General features: G+C 70.0%; 15 protein-coding genes and 2 tRNA genes. 2 read left to right on the plus strand and 15 right to left on the minus strand.

All coding sequences use genetic code 11. The features are described from left to right. Positions 1 to 78: 78 nt before the first annotated feature. The 9 genes from ACFUNE_RS00955 to ACFUNE_RS00995 form a co-directional block, all read right to left on the minus strand. Positions 79 to 151 (minus strand) — tRNA-Ala (locus ACFUNE_RS00955). Positions 152 to 308: 157 nt separating this feature from the next. Beyond that, entirely contained in the window at positions 309 to 542 is a 234-nt protein-coding gene (locus ACFUNE_RS00960) for a hypothetical protein (protein ID WP_033305681.1), read from the minus strand. Positions 543 to 983: 441 nt separating this feature from the next. Then, positions 984 to 1,056: transfer RNA gene (locus ACFUNE_RS00965), tRNA-Ala, on the minus strand. A 116-nt stretch (positions 1,057 to 1,172) separates the two neighbouring features. Further along, positions 1,173 to 1,826, minus strand: a complete 654-nt coding sequence (locus ACFUNE_RS00970; protein WP_383561661.1) for a histidine phosphatase family protein — start codon at positions 1,824 to 1,826, stop codon at positions 1,173 to 1,175. Then, the gene (gene rsfS / locus ACFUNE_RS00975; protein WP_099172529.1) at positions 1,823 to 2,254 is read right to left on the minus strand and encodes a ribosome silencing factor; all 432 of its coding nucleotides are present in this window, start codon (positions 2,252 to 2,254) and stop codon (positions 1,823 to 1,825) included. Before rsfS ends, ACFUNE_RS00970 begins: the two co-directional genes overlap by 4 nt. 60 nt (positions 2,255 to 2,314) lie before the next feature. Continuing rightward, positions 2,315 to 4,069 (minus strand): LCP family protein, encoded by a 1,755-nt coding sequence (locus tag ACFUNE_RS00980; protein ID WP_383560824.1) that lies wholly within the window; start codon positions 4,067 to 4,069, stop codon positions 2,315 to 2,317. A gap of 19 nt (positions 4,070 to 4,088) precedes the next feature. Further along, a complete protein-coding gene (nadD, locus tag ACFUNE_RS00985) occupies positions 4,089 to 4,706 on the minus strand; it encodes a nicotinate-nucleotide adenylyltransferase (protein WP_383560826.1) in 618 nt (205 codons plus the stop codon). Positions 4,707 to 4,744: 38 nt separating this feature from the next. Then, a complete protein-coding gene (locus tag ACFUNE_RS00990; RefSeq protein WP_376368592.1) occupies positions 4,745 to 4,906 on the minus strand; it encodes a hypothetical protein in 162 nt (53 codons plus the stop codon). A gap of 84 nt (positions 4,907 to 4,990) precedes the next feature. Then, on the minus strand, positions 4,991 to 5,143 hold the full coding sequence (locus tag ACFUNE_RS00995) for a hypothetical protein (protein WP_383560829.1): 153 nt from the start codon (positions 5,141 to 5,143) through the stop codon (positions 4,991 to 4,993). 111 nt (positions 5,144 to 5,254) lie between these two features. Between ACFUNE_RS00995 and ACFUNE_RS01000 the strand changes: the two genes are divergently transcribed. Then, positions 5,255 to 6,400, plus strand: coding sequence for a M48 family metallopeptidase (locus ACFUNE_RS01000; RefSeq protein WP_383560831.1), 1,146 nt, complete (start codon positions 5,255 to 5,257; stop codon positions 6,398 to 6,400). On the opposite strand, the gene ACFUNE_RS01005 is transcribed toward ACFUNE_RS01000, so the two are convergent. The 5 genes from ACFUNE_RS01005 to proB form a co-directional block, all read right to left on the minus strand. Continuing rightward, positions 6,333 to 7,454 carry a hypothetical protein gene (locus ACFUNE_RS01005; protein WP_383560834.1) on the minus strand — a complete coding sequence of 374 codons (1,122 nt, stop codon included), beginning with the start codon at positions 7,452 to 7,454 and terminating at the stop codon, positions 6,333 to 6,335. The two genes, ACFUNE_RS01000 and ACFUNE_RS01005, sit on opposite strands and share 68 nt — an antisense overlap. Before the next feature lie 408 nt (positions 7,455 to 7,862). Next, on the minus strand, positions 7,863 to 8,471 hold the full coding sequence (locus ACFUNE_RS01010) for a hypothetical protein (RefSeq protein ID WP_383560837.1): 609 nt from the start codon (positions 8,469 to 8,471) through the stop codon (positions 7,863 to 7,865). Positions 8,472 to 8,546: 75 nt separating this feature from the next. Beyond that, on the minus strand, positions 8,547 to 9,830 hold the full coding sequence (locus ACFUNE_RS01015) for a glutamate-5-semialdehyde dehydrogenase (RefSeq protein WP_383560840.1): 1,284 nt from the start codon (positions 9,828 to 9,830) through the stop codon (positions 8,547 to 8,549). Positions 9,831 to 9,927: 97 nt separating this feature from the next. Beyond that, a complete protein-coding gene (locus ACFUNE_RS01020) occupies positions 9,928 to 10,413 on the minus strand; it encodes a hypothetical protein (RefSeq protein WP_383560843.1) in 486 nt (161 codons plus the stop codon). A 130-nt stretch (positions 10,414 to 10,543) separates the two neighbouring features. Further along, positions 10,544 to 11,662 (minus strand): glutamate 5-kinase, encoded by a 1,119-nt coding sequence (gene proB / locus ACFUNE_RS01025; RefSeq protein ID WP_383560846.1) that lies wholly within the window; start codon positions 11,660 to 11,662, stop codon positions 10,544 to 10,546. Between the two features lie 307 nt (positions 11,663 to 11,969). Here proB and ACFUNE_RS01030 point away from each other — a divergent pair, with 307 nt between their 5' ends. Then, complete coding sequence (locus tag ACFUNE_RS01030) at positions 11,970 to 13,397, plus strand: polysaccharide pyruvyl transferase family protein (RefSeq protein ID WP_383560849.1); 1,428 nt, start codon at positions 11,970 to 11,972, stop codon at positions 13,395 to 13,397. A 101-nt stretch (positions 13,398 to 13,498) separates the two neighbouring features. Here the strand turns inward: ACFUNE_RS01030 and ACFUNE_RS01035 are convergent, their stop codons facing one another. Next, the gene (locus tag ACFUNE_RS01035) at positions 13,499 to 14,836 is read right to left on the minus strand and encodes an acyltransferase family protein (RefSeq protein ID WP_383560852.1); all 1,338 of its coding nucleotides are present in this window, start codon (positions 14,834 to 14,836) and stop codon (positions 13,499 to 13,501) included. Positions 14,837 to 14,909 lie beyond the last annotated feature (73 nt).

Raw genomic sequence — 14,909 nt, forward strand, 5'->3', positions numbered from 1 at the left:
CCGGGGGGGGTCCCGCCCGGTTTTTACCAAAACTAAAAGACGGGCCAAAACGTTTTGGGTTGCCCCGCTTCTTCACTGTGGAGCTAAGGAGAATTGAACTCCTGACCTCCTGCATGCCATGCAGGCGCTCTACCAACTGAGCTATAGCCCCGTGCTGCTCGCCGCCCGGTTTCCCTGGCGACATCGAGAACATTACACGGTCCCCCCGGCCCATCAAAAATCGTTTCCGGTCTGTCCGGAAATCACCGGCGGGCGCCGCTCTGACCAGCGGTTGCTCTGTTCGCGAGCGACCGGCACGAGGTGCCGCGTCAGGCCGTGGCGAAGGAGTAGAACCGCTTCAGGGTGCAGTGCTCCTCCAGGAGCCGGCCGTAGATGGGCTCCCCCTCGAGCTCCCGGTACGTCTCGATGGGGTCGCCTTTTATGATCAGCGCCCGCGCGCACTCCTCACACCAGTACTGGAACTCCGCGTTGACGGGGTCCATGTCCCTGACGATGGGCGTACCGCTGCCGCACCAGTCGCACTTCCGCCTGTGTGCACCCATCCGGTCAGCTCCGAGGGTGGCCGCAGGCCGTGCACGCGAAGGAGCACTCTCGCGAGGTGCCGAGGGCCTGGGTCGCGGTGGGGACGTGAACGCCGGTGCAGCTGTGGGTCGCCGTGGGGGTAAGGGGCGGGCCCGGGGCCCGTACGCGGCTCGCAGGCATCGCGCTCCCTCCCGATCGGTCCGTCGCCCCCTCCGGCGCTCCGATTCTGCCATGGCGCCGCAAGGGGGTCAGCCCGACGAGCGCCCCGCGGCCCGCCTTTGTCCTGAAGCAGAGGCACGGGACCACCCGGCGTACCTGCGAAGACACCCCCGGGGCACCCCGACGGCCCTTGTCCCAGGCGGGCCAGGGCAGTTGAGGCGCTGTCGGCACCGGTCACCGCGAGGATCCGCGCGACCGGCAAAAAAAGATCCCGCCCCCTGCCGGGGACGGGATCTTGACTGTGGAGCTAAGGAGAATTGAACTCCTGACCTCCTGCATGCCATGCAGGCGCTCTACCAACTGAGCTATAGCCCCGCTGTCCGCTGTGTTTCCCTGCGTTTCCGCGCTGCGAACAAGAAGAACTTTAGCCTGCGACGAGCCGGAAAGTGAAATCCGGCCCCCGCCGCCCGGAGAGGGCCTCCGGGCACCCGCTAATCGTCGTCCCCGAGCACCGGTTCGGGGAGCGTCCCCGCGTTGTGTTCGAGCAGGCGCCAGCCGCGCGCGCCCTCGCCCAGCACGGACCAGCAGCAGTTGGAGAGCCCGCCGAGCCCCTCCCAGTGGTGGGCCTCGAGTCCCAGCAGACGGCCGATGGTCGTCCGGATCGTGCCGCCGTGGCTCACGACGACCAGCGTGCCCGCGTCCGGCAGCTTGCCGGCGTGCTCCAGAACGACCGGGGCGGCCCGGTCGGCGACCTCGGTCTCCAGCTCGCCGCCGCCCCTGCGGACCGGCTCACCGCGCTTCCACGCGGCGTACTGATCGCCGTACTGCCCGACGATCTCCTCGTGCGTGAGGCCCTGCCAGGCACCGGCGTACGTCTCACGCAGCGCGGAATCGTGCGCGACGTCGAGACCGGTCACCGCGGCGAGCTCGGCAGCCGTGGCCGCTGCCCGCCGCAGGTCGGACGCAACGATCGCGTCCGGCTGCAGCGAGGCGAGCAGTCTGGCGGCACGACGCGCCTGGCCGACTCCGGTGTCGGTCAGCTCGATGTCGGTGGAGCCCTGGAATCGGCGCTCGAGGTTCCACGCCGTCTGGCCGTGCCGCCAGAGGACGATCTTGCGGCCCCTGCCGCTGCCGCTGCCGTTCAGCTCTGGTCACCTTCCGTGCCGCCGTTGAGCTGGGCGTGCTCCTCGGCCTTGCCCCGGGTCTTGAGGGCGTCCTCGGGGAGGGCGATCTCGGGGCAGTCCTTCCACAGCCGCTCGAGCGCGTAGAACACACGCTCCTCGCTGTGCTGGACGTGGATCACGATGTCGACGTAGTCGAGAAGGATCCAGCGGGCGTCGCGGTCACCTTCGCGGCGTACCGGCTTGGCGCCGAGCTCCTTCTGCAGCCGCTCCTCGATCTCGTCGACGATCGACTTGACCTGGCGGTCGTTGGGAGCCGAGGCCAGCAGGAAGGCGTCGGTGATCGACAGCACATCGCTGACGTCGTAGGCGATGATGTCGTGCGCGAGCCGGTCGGCCGCCGCCTGGGCGGCGGCGTTGATGAGCTCGATGGAGCGGTCCGTGGCGGTCACATGCAGGCTTTCGTCGGCGGTCAGATCAACCTCTAGGGTCTCACGGACCGCCGACAGCCCTTACGACGTCTGCCCGGAGATCTCGTAGTTCTGCCCGAGGACCACGGAAACGTCGGCGTTCGCGGCGGGCTCGCCCTTCTTCACGGCGCTCTCCGGCAGGCCCAGGGTCTTGGCGACCTCGACCGCCTTCGCCTTGTCCTCCGCGGCCCCGTAGACCACCTCGGACGACACCGCGGCGTCCGCCTTGCCGCTGTCGACGAAGGCGTAGCCGCCGTTGACCAGCTGAACCCTGGCATGCTCCGTGCCCTTGGTGTTCCCCGTGGCGTTCCTGATGCCGACGCGTACAGCCGCACCCTGCTCCGGGGCCTTCACCTTGCCGCCCAGGACGTCCTTGACGACGCTCTCGGTGGCCTTGTCGGTGAGGGTCCCGTCGCTCTGGACCGGGAGCAGCTCCGTCTTGTAGGCGCCCACCTTGGCGTGTCCGGCGAGCTTCGCCAGGGAGGCACCGAGATCCTGCTCCGGAAGGGACGGGTCGAGGATCTGCGCGAGGGTCTCGATGGTGACGGTCGCGGCCTTGGGGTCCTCCGACAGCTTGCGCAGCACGCTGCGCATCACCTGCCCGAAGCGCTCCAGCTGCTTGGTCTCCGGTTCGCCCGTGCCCTGGTAGGTGGCGTACGCGACGGCCATCTGGCCGCTCAGTGTCTGCCCCTCGCCCTTGCGCACGAGCGGCGATGCGCCCTTCTTCGCGTCGGGCACGTCCGTGTCGGTGTCCACCTCGATGTTGCCGACGAGCTCGACGAGGTTCTCGAGATACGGGGTGTCCAGGCGCCAGGTACCGCTGATGCTGGTGCCGAGGAGGGTGTCGATCGACTCACGGGTGCCGGTGGAACCGTCGTCGTCGACCGACTTGCCGAGTGTGGTGGTGGAACCGTCGTCCGCGGCCACTGCCAGCGAGTTGGGGAGCAGGACGGTGGTCCCCTGCCCGGTGGTGACGTTGTCGACGAGCAGCGCCGTGGAGGTGCCGCCCTTCTTGGTGTTGTGCAGATGGACCACGATGACGTCCCGCTTCTGCGGGCCGGTCGCCGTGGTGCCCTGCTCGTCCTGCCCCGAGACCCCCGGGATCTTTCCGGCGAACCAGAGGTAGCCCGCTCCGCCGACGACCACGAGAGCCACGACGACTATCAGCGCGACCATGCGGTTGCGCCCGCGCCGGCGTGCCTCCTCGCGCCGCTCACTGCGGCTCTCGGTGAATTTCAGCCAGTCGATGACGTCTTCGGAGTCCTCGTCGGGCTCCTCGATGAAGGAGAACTGCTCGGTGCCGTGGACGTGGTCGGCGCGGCGCTGTCCGGGCATGGCGGCGTCGGCCGCCGGCTCGGGTTCGCGGCGCGGCTCCGGCACCGGCGGCGCGGCGGGGGCCTGGGGCGCGGCGGGGGCCTGGGGCGCGGCGGGGGCCTGGGGCGCGTTCCACTGCTGGGTGGAACCGTCCACGGCGGTCCCGCCAACGGTGTCCTGGCCGTACGTGCCGTAGGCGCCGTACGTCTGCTGACCGCCGTCGTCGTACCCGTACCCCTGCTGCGTCGGCGGCGCCTGCTGATGAGTGTGCTGGGCGGCGTACGGGTCGTACTGCTGCTGCGCACCGGCGTACGGGTCGTAGCCGTAGCCCTGCTGGGGCTGCACGTCCTGCTGGGGCTGCTGGGCGTACGGGTCGTACTGCTGCTGCCCCTGCTGCTGATAGACCGGCTGCCCGTACTCGTCGTAGCCGACGATCTGCGGCTGCTGCTGGTACGGGTCGTACGGGTTCTGTCGGTCGTTCACAGGTGCCCCTCTGCGTGGCTCATTCGCCGCGGTACAGCTGGCGCTTGTCGATGTAGCGGACGACGCCGTCCGGCACCAGGTACCAGACCGGCTCTCCCTGCGCGACTCTGGCGCGGCAGTCCGTGGACGAGATCGCCAGCGCGGGCACCTCCACCAGCGAGACCCCGCCCTCGGGCAGCCCGTCGTCCGTCAGTACATGACCCGGCCGGGTCACACCGATGAAGTGGGAGAGCGAGAAAAGCTCCTCGGCGTCACGCCAGGTCAGGATCTGGGACAGCGCGTCGGCGCCGGTGATGAAGAAGAGGTCCGCGTCGCCGTGCGCCGTACGCAGGTCCCGCAGCGTATCGATCGTGTAGGTCGGACCGCCACGGTCGATGTCGCTCCGGCTCACCGAGAACTGCGGGTTGGACGCGGTGGCGATGACCGTCATCAGATAGCGGTCCTCGGCCGGGGACACCTGCTTGTGGCTCTTCTGCCACGGCTGCCCGGTCGGGACGAAGACGACCTCGTCGAGGTGGAAGTGGGCGGCCACTTCACTGGCCGCCACCAGGTGTCCGTGGTGGATGGGGTCGAAGGTCCCGCCCATCACACCGAGTCGGCGCTTGGTGCGGCCGGTAGGCACTTCCTGCTCTCCCATGCGTGCAGACCCTACTGGCACAGCTGTTCGCCTCTGCTTCAGCGGTCTCGGTTGAAGCGGGTGGTGATCCACAGCAGGAGCAGCAGCGCGACGAACGCGCCGCCACCGGTGAGGTACGGGCTGAGGCTTTCGTGGTTGCCACCCTGCTCGCCTTCGGCGGCGAGGGTGACCAGCTGGTGCGCGGTGCTCGAGAGGCTCATCTTCTGCAGGACCTATCCATCGGGAATCAGGAGGGAGACGTCGCGCACATCGTATGCGGGCGCCATGGGCACGCTCACGCCGACTCAGTCGTTGTTGTCGTCGTTGCGGTATCCGCGAAGCAGGAACCAGGCGAGCACGGCGGCTCCGACGAGTGAGACGAGCAGCACGATGCGAAGCGTGTCGCCCGGCCCCTGGTCCTCGGACACGGCGGCGAGCATGACGGCGGTATGCGGCATTCCGGGCGCTCCTCAAAGTTATCCACAGCCCCCCGCACACCGTAGCGCCAGCACATACGCTGGCTTTTGTCAGGGGGACGAGCGACGTCTCGTACGAACAGGGGGCCATCCATGACCGACGCCAGTCACGAGAGCGTGCCGAGCAGGCACCGCAAGCGATTCCCGGGCATCTCCTCCCGGGCCTACGAACACCCGGCGGACCGCTCGGCCCTGGTGGCCCTGCGCAGGCTGAGCGGTTTCGACACCGTGTTCAAGGCGCTGAGCGGCCTGCTTCCCGAGCGCAGTCTGCGGCTGCTCTTCCTGTCGGACTCCGTCCGGGTGAGCGACGCCCAGTTCGCCCATCTCAACGACATGCTGCGGGACGCCTGTTACATCCTGGACCTGAAGAAGGTCCCGCCGATGTACGTGAACCAGGACCCGCAGCCCAACGCCATGTGCATCGGGCTCGACGAGCCGATCATCGTGGTGACGACCGGGCTGGTGGAGCTGCTCGACGAGGAGGAGATGCGGGCCGTCGTGGGCCACGAGGTGGGTCACGCGCTCTCCGGTCACGCGGTGTACCGCACGATATTGCTCTTCCTCACCAACCTCGCGCTCAAGGTGGCGTGGATTCCGCTCGGCAACGTCGCGATCATGGCGATCGTGACGGCGCTGCGCGAGTGGTTCCGCAAGTCGGAGCTGTCGGCCGACAGGGCCGGACTCCTGGTGGGGCAGGATCTGCGTGCCTCGATGCGAGGACTGATGAAGATCGCCGGTGGCAACCATCTCCACGAGATGAATGTGGACGCCTTCCTCGCCCAGGCGGACGAGTACGAGAAGGGCGGCGACCTCCGCGACTCCGTGCTCAAGATCCTCAACGTGCTGCCGCGCACCCACCCGTTCACGACGGTCCGGGCTGCGGAGCTGAAGAAGTGGTCGGAGACCCGGGACTTCCAGCGCATCATGGACGGCCACTACCCGAAGCGGGAAGAGGACAAGGACACGTCGGTGACGGACTCCTTCCGTGAGTCCGCGGCGCACTACGCCGACACGGTCCGCACCAGCAAGGACCCGCTGATGAAGCTCGTCGGTGACATCGCCGGCGGTGCGGGCGACCTGGGCGGCAAGCTCCGGGACAGGTTCACCGGCGCGGGCGGCGGCAGCACCGGCGCCGGGGGTACGGGCAAGGACGGCGCACCCGCCCCTGACGCTACGGACGGCTCCGAGGGGACTTGGCGGCGCCCTGAGCCCGGGGAGAGCCCGGAATCGGGGAGCTGACGGCCAGCGTGCCGCAGAGCGCCGCCGTGGGTACGCCCGTGGCGTACGGATCGGTCCCGGCCGGGCCCCGGGTGTCCGCCCGCTCTCCGGCGAGCAGAGGGCGCAGAGCACCCGTGGCTCCGGCGGAGCACGACTGCGGACCGGCCTGGACGTAGGCGGTGCGGATCTCCAGCCGGTGCAGCCGGATGTCTTCGCGGTCGAGCAGGAAATGCAGGACTCGGCGCACGGTGAACAGCGAGGCTCCGTCCGCCCGGTGGGGCCCCGGCACAGCGGGCCTCAGTGCGTAGGTGAAGGTGTGGTCGGACACCACTTCCAAGGTGTCCGCCCCCGCCTCCGTGTAGGCGAGGGTGCCCTGGACCCGGATGTCGGGGGCGGCCAGTTCCACCTCGGCGGGGTCGAAGCGCACCAGCCAGCCGGTGACGCTCTGCTCGCCGCCGTCAGCAGGCGGGTCCACGCTCCGGTCGAACTGCGCCGTCTGGTCCGGGTCGAGCAGCCGTCCCACCGGCCGGACGACCCCGCCGGTGAGTACGTCGGGGTCGAGGGAGGAGTTCACCAGGTAGTCCTTGACCGTGGTCAGGGCCATGGTCACCTGGCTGTCCGAGAAGTTCTTCGTCCGCCGGACCGAAGGCAGGTTGATGCCCGAGGCTCCGGTGCGGTGTCCCGTTGCCGGGCCCTCGGCGAGGAGCGACGCGGCGGTCCCTCCGGGTACGGCACCCCGCGGGGCAAGGGGGACCACCGTGGTCTGGAGTGGTTCGGCACGTCTGCCGACGGGCGTCGGGTAGGGGTTGCGGAAGCCTATGTAGACGGCGGTGGCGAAGGCCAGCACGATCAGCACGACGAGAGTGATCCCCGCTCTGGAGCGATGCCGGCGGGTGCCGCGTCCGGGGAGCGAGCGTACGGCGCGCGCGTGCTCACCCATGCGCTCCTGGGCCGAGAACTCCTGCAGCCGGGCAGCGCGCACGAACGATTCGTCGAAGACGAGGGAGCGGTACTCGTCCTCCCCGCCCGAGGCGTTCTCGGGCGGCCCTTCCGGCGGTTCTCCGCGGCCTGTCATGACTTCTCCCGATCTCCGCGCCACCGGCGGGGGGTGGCACCGGGATCCGCCTCAGCCGCTCGGCGTCGGGCGGACCTGTCCGTCACGGGTTCGACACAGGGACAAGTGGCTGGCCCTCACCCCGGGGACGGGGACGGGAGGAGGGGTCACGGGGTCATACCTTCAGATTGGGTCGATCGTCATCACGGTAAACGCCCCGCAGGTGGGAGCGCAGGTGGAGCGCGTCCGGGAGGGGCTGCCGCGAGGCGCGGCCCGTGTCGGCGCCGGGCCGGGAGCGCCGCGCACCGGGCTGGTCACACCACGGGGCTCCCGCACGGCCGGACCGGTTCACCCGGGGGCACGCTCGGCGCCGGCCGGGCCGTCACCCGCTGGAAGTCCCTGGAAGCCCCGCAGCCGGCGCGGCAACCCTCACGGCGTGCGGGGGACGGCGGAGAACGCGGGGCGCGAGTACTCGGCCGAGGCGGAGGGGACCGAGGGGGCCGCGCCCGGCTTGTCGACGCCGCTCGTCACCGGCGGCGGAACCTGGTCCTCCTGGTTGTCGGCCGCACCCCGGTAGACGGCGCTGAAGGCCAGCGCCACCATCCCGATCCCCATCAGCAGGGCGAGCAGCCACGCGACCGGGCGGTGCCAGCGGACGGCCCCTCGGTACGGGCGCAGGGAACCACCGTGCGGCCCGTACGGGCCGTTGTCGTCCTCGTAGGCACCGTCGGGGTCATCAGGGTCGAAGGAGCCGCCGAAGGCCCTCTCGCGCCCGTACAGGCCGTCGGACCCGTAGCCCTCGTCGTGGAGGTCGTCGTCCAGGGATCCTGCGCCGGAGCGCGCCCTGGTCGCCTCGGCGTCGGCGCGCGCCTGCGCGGCGGCGAGCATCCGCTCGACCGCGGTCGGTTCGTGGATCTCGGCGGACCGGACGAAGTCCTCGTCGAACACCACGGAGGCGAAGTCCTCGTCCGCGCCCCCGCGGTCGTCGTCGGGCTCCCAGCCGTCCGGGAACGGCTTGCCCCCCACGTCGTCCGGCACAGCCTCAGCGTAGCCCCGGCGGGGCGTTTTGGGCAGAGAGTCCACGAATTCACCCCGCCTCGCCGGAGCACCGCTCTAACGGATGTGGCCGTCGCCGGTGACGATGTACTTGGTGGACGTCAGCTCCGGAAGCCCCATCGGCCCGCGGGCGTGCAGCTTCTGCGTGGAGATGCCGATCTCGGCACCGAACCCGAACTGGCCGCCGTCCGTGAAGCGCGTGGACGCGTTCACGGCGACCGTCGTGGAATCCACCAACTGGGTGAACCGGCGGGCCGCCGCCTGCGAGGTGGTGACGATCGCCTCGGTGTGGCCGGAGGACCAGAGCCGGATGTGCGCCACAGCGGCCTCCAGCGACTCCACGACCGCCGCCGCGATGTCGTACGAGAGGTATTCGGTCTCCCAGTCCTCCGGAGTCGCCGCCACCACGGTGGCCTTGGACCCCTCGGCGTGCGCGAGCACCCGCTCGTCGCCGTGCACCGTCACGCCGGCCTCGGCCAGCGCGTCCAGGGCCAGCGGCAGGAAGTCCGCCGCGACGTCCTTGTGGACCAGCAGGGTCTCGGCGGCGTTGCAGACGCTGGGGCGCTGGGCCTTGGAGTTGACCAGGATGTCGACGGCCATGCCGAGGTCGGTCTGCGCGTCGACGTACACGTGGCAGTTGCCGGTGCCGGTCTCGATGACGGGGACCGTCGACTCCTCCACGACCGTACGGATCAGGGAGGCGCCACCACGCGGGATCAGCACGTCGACGAGGCCGCGGGCCCGCATCAGTTCGCGCACCGAGTCGCGGTTCTCGCCCGGGACGAGCTGCACCGCGTCCGCGGGGAGGCCGGACCCGCCCACGGCATCCCGGAGGACCCTCACGAGTGCGGTGTTCGAGGCGTAGGCCGAGGAGGACCCCCGCAGCAGCACCGCGTTGCCCGATTTCAGGCAGAGTGCGGCGGCGTCGACGGTCACGTTGGGCCGCGCCTCGTAGATGATGCCGACCACTCCGAGCGGCACCCGTACCTGGCGCAGGTCGATGCCGTTGGGGAGGGTGGAGCCGCGGACCACTTCGCCCACCGGGTCGGGGAGTGCGGCCACGTCACGGGTGTCCGCGGCGATCGCGCGGATCCGTTCGGGGGTGAGCGTGAGCCGGTCGACGACCGATTCGCTCGTCCCCGCCGCCCTGGCCTTCTCGACGTCCTCGGCGTTGGCCTCGACGATCTCGCTGGTGCGTACCTCGAGCGCGTCCGCGATCGCCAGCAGGGCGTCGTCCTTCGCCGCACGCGGGAGTGGCGCGATGTCGTCGGCGGCGGCGCGTGCCCGGTAGGCGGCCTGGGCGACCGGGGACATGTTGTCGTACGGCGAGAGCGTGGTCATGCCCGCAGGGTAGTGCGCACGCTGCGGGCATCCGTCACGTATCCCGTGATGCGAGACAGGCGTATCGGCGCCTGTGCACCCGGTCCGCCACACCCGGTCAGTACGGGTGCACCCCGACCGGGGCCGCCGGTGGCGGGCCGTAGCCCTCGGCGATGCGCAGGTGGTAGGTCTCCCGGTCGATGACCTCCAGGCCGACGATCTCCCAGGGCGGAAGCTTCGCGCTGGAGCGGTGCTCACCCCACAGCCGCAGCGCCACCGCCGCGGCGTCGTGGAGGTCGCGGGCCTCTTCCCAGTAGCGGATCTCCGCGTGGTCGTTGGCGTACCTGCTGGTCAGGAGGAAGGGGTGATCGTGCGCCAGCTGCTCCAGCCCGCGCCTGACCTCCTTCAGCGGTGTCTCGCCGCCGGAGACGCTGAGGGTGATGTGCCACAGCTTGGAGCGGGTCAGTTCCTCGTCCGTCACCACCGGTTCCTGCTCGAGGGTCTGGTCGGTGGGCGCACCGACGTAGTCGGCCCCCGCTCCGACACTGGTCAGGGCGCGGCTGCCCGTTCCGCGGGGCAGCGCCCCCGGGCGCGCTCGTCTCACCGGCGGCCTCCTGTGAATGCGTAGCTGTGCTGACCCCTTTGTGTCCCCGTGACAAAGTTGACCAGCCCGGGGCCCGGTGTGGGGCGGTTTTCGTGAAGGTCTCCGCCCGAAGGCTGGACTTTCAGCCGTTTCAGGGGGCCGTGCGGGGGGTGAGGACGACGAGATCGTCCCTGTGTACGACTTCCCGTTCGTAGGCGGGGCCAAGCTCGCGTGCGAGGTCACGCGTGGACCGGCCGAGGAGCTGCGGGATCTCCTTGGCGTCGAAGTTGACGAGCCCGCGGGCGACGGCCCGGCCGGCGGTGTCCCGGAGCTCCACCGGGTCCCCCGCGGAGAACTCGCCCTCGACCGCGGAGATCCCGGCGGGCAGCAGGGAGGTGCGGCGCTCCACGACCGCCCGCACGGCTCCGTCGTCGAGAGTAAGAGCGCCCTGGGGCGTCGAGGCGTGGGCCAGCCAGAGCAGCCGGTCCGCGGAGCGGCGCCCCGTTCGGTGGAAGTACGTGCCGGTGTCCCGCCCGGCGAGGGCGTCGGCGACGTGACTCGCCGAGGTGAGGACGACCGGGATCCCCGCGGCGGTGGCGATCCGTGCCGCCTCGACCTTGGTGACCATGCCCCCGGTGCCGACGCCCGCCTTCCCCGCACTGCCGATGGTGACGCCTTCCAGATCGGCCGGTCCGCTCACCTCCGCGATGCGCGAGGTGCCCGGTGTGCTCGGGTCGCCGTCGTAGAGGCCGTCGACGTCGGACAGGAGCACCAGGAGGTCGGCATGGACCAGATGGGCGACGAGCGCGGCGAGCCGGTCGTTGTCCCCGAAGCGGATCTCGTCGGTGGCCACCGTGTCGTTCTCGTTGACCACGGGGAACGCGCCCATTTCGAGCAGCTGGTCGAGCGTGCTGTAGGCGTTGCGGTAGTGGGCGCGCCGGCTGGTGTCGTCGGAGGTGAGCAGCACCTGCCCGACCCGTACGCCGTACCGCGCGAAGGAGGCGGTGTAGCGCGCCACGAGCAGGCCCTGTCCGACACTGGCGGCGGCCTGCTGCCGGGCCAGGTCCTTGGGCCTCCGGACGAGCCCGAGGGGCGCGAGACCCGCCGCGATGGCACCGCTGGAGACGAGGACGATCTCACGCTCGCCGCCGCTCCTGACCTTGGCGAGCGCGTCGACCAGCGCGTCGACCCGGTCGGCGTCGAGCCCTCCCGCGGCGGTGGTGAGGGAGGACGAGCCGACCTTGACGACGATCCTGCGGGCAGCGGTCACACCCGGTCTGTGCTCCGTGCCGCCGCCGGACGGCGTGCGGAGCGCGCCCTCGGATTCACCTGCCGCGCCTTGAGATTCCCTTGCCCCTGACACGTACGCCCGTCCCCACATCACGTCGTTCTGCTCGGTCCTCTCAATCTACGCGAGGCGGCATGCGGGCACCGGGGCCGTCTCAACTGCTGTCACAGCGGGGCCCGGCACCCTCCCCGTACGCGGGAGGGGCACGGTGGGCCGCTGACCGACATGCGCCCGAATGGAGTCATTTACGTAATCTCCACGTGCCGTTCATCGGGCTACCCTCTTTTACGTGACAGATGAACCGACCCGCCAGAAGCGCATTCTCCTCAGATCAGGCAAAAGCCCCTTCGACGTGGCTTCGCTGGAACAGTCCCTCCACAGAGACGTCTTCGCGACCAACGCCGGCAACCTGATCTTCAGCGACGCGGCGCACAAGATTCTGACGACTCCGCGGGCCGAGGTCTTCTCCAACGGCATCCGCACGGACCCGTCGGCCGCCGACCGCATAAACGAGGAGTTCGACGCGTTCGTCGTGCCTCTGGCGAACGCGTTCCGTCCGACTTTCGAGCGGCCCCTGAAGCGGATGACGCAGCTGATCAAGAAGCTGCGCATTCCCGTCGTCGTCCTGGGTGTCGGCGCACAGGCCGACCTCAAGTACGACGCGGCCCGGCTGAAGCCGATGGAGCCGACGGTCAGGGAATTCGTCACAGAGGTGCTCAACCGCAGTGCGTCCATCGGCGTGCGGGGGGAGTTCACCGAGCAGTACCTGAAGAACATGGGCTTCCGGGACGTCGAGGTCATCGGCTGCCCGTCCATGTTCATGAACGGCGAGACGTTCACGCTCCAGAAGCGGTCCGAGTCGCTCACCGCGGAATCCCGCATCTCGGTGAACGGCTCGCACAGCGCCGTACGGTCCCACGGGCTCGACGCCATCATCCGGCAGGCCCACGAGCGCTATCCGCACCTCCGGTTCGTCGGGCAGAATTTGCTCGAGGCCCAGCTGCTCCACTGGCGGGAGACGTCGAACCCGATCGGCGCCCAGACCTCGATGCCGACCCACCCGTCCCACCCGATGTACCGCGAGGGCAAGGTCCGTCTCTACATCGACCCGGCCACGTGGATCGAGGAGCTACGCGCGTTCGACTTCTCGTTCGGCTCCCGCATCCACGGCAACATCGCGGCACTGCTCGCCGGAGTCCCGAGCACCGTGCTCTGCAGCGACTCGCGGACCCTGGAGCTCTGCCGGTACTTCGGCATCCCGCACCGCAAGATCTCCGAGACGCCCAGGAACATCGATCCCGCCGAGCTCTACGAGGCGGCCGACTTCGGTGACCTGGTGAACGGCCACAAGGAACGGTTCCTCCGCTTCACCGGCTTCATGGAAAAGAACGGCCTGGAGAACACCTTCCACCACGGCGACAGCGGCAAGGCGTTCGACGCGCTGCTCTCCAAGCGCGCCCTGCCGGCCGCCGTCCGCCCGTGGACGGAGACCGACCCCGATTCGCTCAGCAGCCGTTTCGGCTTCATGCAGAGCCGGATCGAGGAGCTCACCGAACAGAACGCCCTTCTGCTCAGCCAGCTCGAGGGGAAGGCCGGCCGGCCGATCAGCATCAAGCTCCAGGGCAGTGACGCAGCTCCCGCGTGGCCGTCCGCCTACCGGCGCGCCCGGCGCGTGGTGGGGCGCCCGGTCCGGAGGCTGCTGCGCCCGGAGCAGTGACGGGCGGACCCGCCCGTCACTGCGTCCGGCCCGTCCGTCGCCCGCGCCCCCACGGCGCAGCAGAGCGGCGGGCGGGCCGGATCCGTAGACCCGCTACCGCCTCACACCCTCTCGCCCGCGCCCTCGACGCGGGCCGCGTCAGCGCCTCCGGGAGCCAGGCCGGCCGGAGGGGACCCGACGCCGTGCGGGCCGGAGACCGCCGACCGGTCCGCACCGCCCGCTCCCTCCGCGTGGCCCGCGCCTGCCGTGCCGCCCGCGCCCACCTCGCCCCGCCGGACCGTACGGGCCGATCCGAGATCCTTCAGGCGCATCGAGGGACGCTCCACCAGATGCCACGAGAGCACCGCCACGGTCAGGGCACCCACGAGGGACATCGCGAGGTACGGCCAGAAACCCCAGCGGGCGAATCCGACCGCCACCAGGGACTGCTGGACGACGAAGCCGTAGATGTACATGCCGTACGAGTAGTCGTGCCGGGCGCCGATGCGCCGGAACGGCGCGGGCAGGCGGATGGCGAGCCACAGCAGCAGGTAGGCGAAGGCGGGCAGCCCGGCGACGAAGAAGTATCCGAAGCGGAGGCTGCCGAGGAGCACCAGTCCCGACGCCACGCCCAGGACGTCGCTGACCGGAACGCGTTCGCGGTAGAGCTCGATCGCGGCTCCGAGAGCGAAGGCGAAACCGAGGTAGAGCACGACGTCCGGGTCGAAACGTCCGGTGACCTGGAAGAACTCGATGCTCGCGTGGTAGTCGGAGTCGTCGAAGCCCGACCAGAACGGCACGTCCATCGCGTCCCGGACGATCAGCAGGCCCATGACCCCGACGACGACCAGCACGACCCGGCGGGCCCGCACGAGCACACCCGTCGTGGCGAGCACGGCCACCCCGATGTAGCAGAGCACCTCGTAGCGCAGTGACCACAGAGCCGCGTCGATGCTCGGGCTGTGCGCGAGGCCCGACTCGCCGGCGGTGGCCACCACGCCGGACACGTCGTTCTGCCGGGGGGCGACCGCCCAGTTGGACGCCATGTAGCTCCACGGCCCCTCGGAATGGCTCCAGAAGCCGTCCAGGGCGCCCTGCTGCCTCCAGTACAGGAACGGGGTGACCACGAAAGCGGTCACCGCGAGGCAGACCCACAGCCCCGGCAGCAGCCTCAGTGCCCGGTGCCACAGGAAGCGCCCGAGGGGCAGCCTCTTCCCGCTGCGGGTGACGAGGATTCCCGACAGGACGAAGAAGCCGTAGACCGACATTTTACCGAGGTCGGTCTGGCCGTGACTGAAGTGGTGCCCGAACTCCTTTTCCCCGAATCCGAGAATCCGGGCATGGGAGACCACGACCGCGGAGGCCAGGGACAGCCGCAGGAAACCCAGACTGTTGTTCCTGCCGGAGAAGAGTTCGGCGACCGTGCCGTGCGACCAGCGCACATCACCTGGACCGCTCATATTGCGCCAAGGAATAGGAGGCTCCCTGAATCGGACGGGCAGCACGTGCCGTAACCCGCTGGTCATGCGTATC

This window comes from Streptomyces sp. NPDC057287, from assembly GCF_042667905.1.
Lineage (GTDB): Bacteria > Actinomycetota > Actinomycetes > Streptomycetales > Streptomycetaceae > Streptomyces.

What these genes read in the sequence shown, in the direction of transcription:
- ACFUNE_RS00990 (WP_376368592.1), bottom strand. Translation starts at nt 4,906, where the DNA reads ATGAGCCTCTCGAGCACCGCGCACCAGCTGGTCACCCTCGCCGCCGAA.
- ACFUNE_RS00995 (WP_383560829.1), bottom strand. Translation starts at nt 5,143, where the DNA reads ATGCCGCATACCGCCGTCATGCTCGCCGCCGTGTCCGAGGACCAGGGG.
- ACFUNE_RS00960 (WP_033305681.1), bottom strand. Translation starts at nt 542, where the DNA reads ATGGGTGCACACAGGCGGAAGTGCGACTGGTGCGGCAGCGGTACGCCC.
- ACFUNE_RS01035 (WP_383560852.1), bottom strand. Translation starts at nt 14,836, where the DNA reads ATGAGCGGTCCAGGTGATGTGCGCTGGTCGCACGGCACGGTCGCCGAA.
- ACFUNE_RS01005 (WP_383560834.1), bottom strand. Translation starts at nt 7,454, where the DNA reads ATGACAGGCCGCGGAGAACCGCCGGAAGGGCCGCCCGAGAACGCCTCG.
- nadD (WP_383560826.1), bottom strand. Translation starts at nt 4,706, where the DNA reads ATGGGAGAGCAGGAAGTGCCTACCGGCCGCACCAAGCGCCGACTCGGT.
- ACFUNE_RS01015 (WP_383560840.1), bottom strand. Translation starts at nt 9,830, where the DNA reads ATGACCACGCTCTCGCCGTACGACAACATGTCCCCGGTCGCCCAGGCC.
- ACFUNE_RS01000 (WP_383560831.1), top strand. Translation starts at nt 5,255, where the DNA reads ATGACCGACGCCAGTCACGAGAGCGTGCCGAGCAGGCACCGCAAGCGA.